Here is a 2,650-nt window from a genome sequence, read left to right on the forward strand (position 1 = left end):
CCTCGGTCAGCTCGAGGGTCGCCCGGTTCCGTCCGGCGTTGAAGATCGGCAGCGTCACGGTGGGCCCGAACTGCCAGACGCGCGAAGGACCCGTGAAGAGATCGGACAGCGCCACGCTCTCGACACCGAAGAAGCCGGTCAGGCTGATCTGCGGGAAGAACGCCGCCTTGGCGACCCCGATGCGCGCATTGGCGGCGATCAGGCCCGCTTCGGCCTGCCGGATGTCCGGCCGCCGCGCGAGGAGGGCCGAGGGCAGCCCGGCCGGCACCGTCGGCGGGAAGGTCTGCCCGGCCAGGGGCCGGCCGCGGCTGATGCTGCCCGGGTTGCGCCCGAGAAGGATGCTGAGCTGATTCTCGGTCTGCGCGACCTGCCGCTCGAGGTCCGGGATCAGGGCGGCCGTGCTCGCCAGCTCCGCCTCCGCTTGACGCAGGTCGAGCGCGGAGGTCAGCCCGGCGTCGAAGCGGTCGCGGACGATCTGGAGCGACCGCCGCCGCGAGGCGACGTTCCGCTGCGTGGTCTCGAGCTCGACGTCGAGCTCGCGCAGCCGCAGGTAGGCGCTGGCGACGTCACTGACCAGCGTCATCACCACCGCGCGCCTGGCCTCCTCGCTGGCCAGGAGATCGGCCCGGGCGGCCTCGCTGGCCCGTCGGAGCCGCCCCCAGATGTCGATCTCGAAGGACAGGTCCAAGGTCGTGGAGAACAAGTCGGTCTCGCCGCCCAGTCCTCGGGGTCGGACGTTGTCCGAGGTCCGGTTGGTGGTGGCGCTGGCGCCGGCGTCGAGCTGTGGGAACTGGGCAGCCCGCGTGACGCCGAGCTGGGCCCGCGCCTGGTCCACGCGCGTGACCGCAATTCCAAGATCCTTGTTCGCCTCGATGGCGGACCGCACGAGCCCGCGAAGCTCCTCGTCCGCGAAGAGCTCCCACCACGTCAGATCCGCGAGCGAGGCCGGATCCGGCGTCGCCTGGCCGTCGCGCCAGACCGCGGGGGAAGCAACGCCCGGCCGCCGGTAGTCCGGTCCAAGGGTGCAACCGGCAAGCAGAAGGCACAGCGCGACGGGCGCGACGATCCGCCTCATGCCTGGTCCGTGCCTTCCCCGAAGGGGGCGGCAGACCCAGCCGGCGCCGGCCTCCGCCACTCGGCGAGCCGCTCCACCGCGACGTAGAACGCCGGCACCAGGAGCACGCCGAGCACCGTGATGGCGAGCATTCCGCCGACCACCGTCGTGCCAATCGAGTGCCGGCTCGCCGCCCCTGCGCCCGTCGCCACGACCAGCGGGAGCGAGCCCAGGATGAAGGCGAAGGAGGTCATCAAGATAGGCCGGAAGCGGATGCGGGCGGCCTCCTGAGCGGCCTCCCGGATGTCGAGCCCGCGCTCGCGGCGCACCTTGGCGAACTCCACGATGAGGATGGCATTCTTCGCGGCCAGACCGATGAGGAGGGCCAGGCCGATCTGGGCGTAGACGTCGTTGGCGAGCCCGCGGAGCGCGAGCGCGCCCAGCGCGCCGAGGACACCCAGGGGCACGGCCAGGATCACGGCCAGGGGAACCAGCCAGCTCTCGTACTGGGCGGCCAGGACGAGGAAGACGAACAGCGCCGACAGGGCGAAGACGAACGCCGCCCAGCTCCCGGCCTCGATCTCCTGAAAGGCGAGGCCCGTCCACTCGTAGGCCATGCCCACGGGCAGGAAGCGCCGCGCCATCTCTTCCATGACGGCGATGGCTTGACCCGAGCTGGCCCCGGGCGCGGTGTCGCCGAGGATCTCGGCCGAGCGGTAGAGGTTGTAGTGCGTGATCGTGTCGGGCCCCGTGACCGGCCTCACGGTGACGAGGGTGCTGAGCGGCACCATGTGACCGGACTGGCCGTTCTGGCCGGATTGGCTCCGGACGTAGAGGCGCGCGACGTCGCTGGGAGTCGCGCGGTAGCTCGGCTCGGCTTGGAGCTGAACCCGGTACACGCGGCCAAAGGCGTTGAAGTCATTGACGTAGAGCGAGCCGAGGAAGATTTGTAGACTGGTGAAGACGTCGGAGATGGGAACCCCCAGCGCCCTGGCCTTGGTGCGATCGACCTGGGCGTCGAGCTGCGGCACCCCGGACCGGAATGCCGTGTACGTCGCGGCGAGCTCCGGCCGCTGGCGGGCCGCGTCCATGATCTGGTGGGCGACGGCGTCCAAATCCTGAAGCGAGCCGCCGCCCACGCTCTGCAGCTCGAACTGGAACCCGCCGCCGGAGCTGATGCCGCGAATCGGGGGCGGCGGGAAGACCACGACGACCGCCTCCTGGATCCCACCGAGTCGGGCGCGCAGGCGAGCCAGGATCGCCGCGGCCTGCAGCTCGGGCCGCTTCCGCTCCGACCAGGGTGCGAGCCTTGGGAACAGGGAAGCGACATTCGGGCCGTTGACGCCTGAGATGAAGCTGCGCCCGCCGATGGCCACCACGGTTTCGATGCCCTCCGTCTCGAGCAGAGTCTGCTCGATCTGGCGGACGACGGCATCGGTCCGTTCGAGCGACGCGGCATCTGGGAGCTGGACGTTGACCAGGAGATATCCCTGGTCCTCGGTGGGGGCGAAGCCCGTGGGCACGGCGCGCAGGAGCCAGTAGGCGGCGCCGCTCAAGACCAGCAGCACGACGATGCCCAACGCGGCCCGCCGGACG

Annotated in this window: 2 protein-coding genes; both read right to left on the reverse strand. The window is 70.9% G+C overall.

Annotated elements, in window-relative coordinates; genetic code table 11:
* A partial coding sequence (locus tag VGV13_18575) for an efflux transporter outer membrane subunit (protein ID HEV8643095.1) occupies positions 1 to 1,075 on the reverse strand: 1,075 nt, incomplete at its 3' end.
* On the reverse strand, positions 1,072 to 2,650 hold a 1,579-nt coding region (locus VGV13_18580; GenBank protein ID HEV8643096.1), incomplete at its 5' end, for an efflux RND transporter permease subunit. The genes VGV13_18580 and VGV13_18575, both read right to left, overlap by 4 nt.

It is taken from the genome of Candidatus Methylomirabilota bacterium, assembly GCA_036001065.1.
Taxonomy (GTDB): Bacteria; Methylomirabilota; Methylomirabilia; order Rokubacteriales; family CSP1-6; genus MNEF01.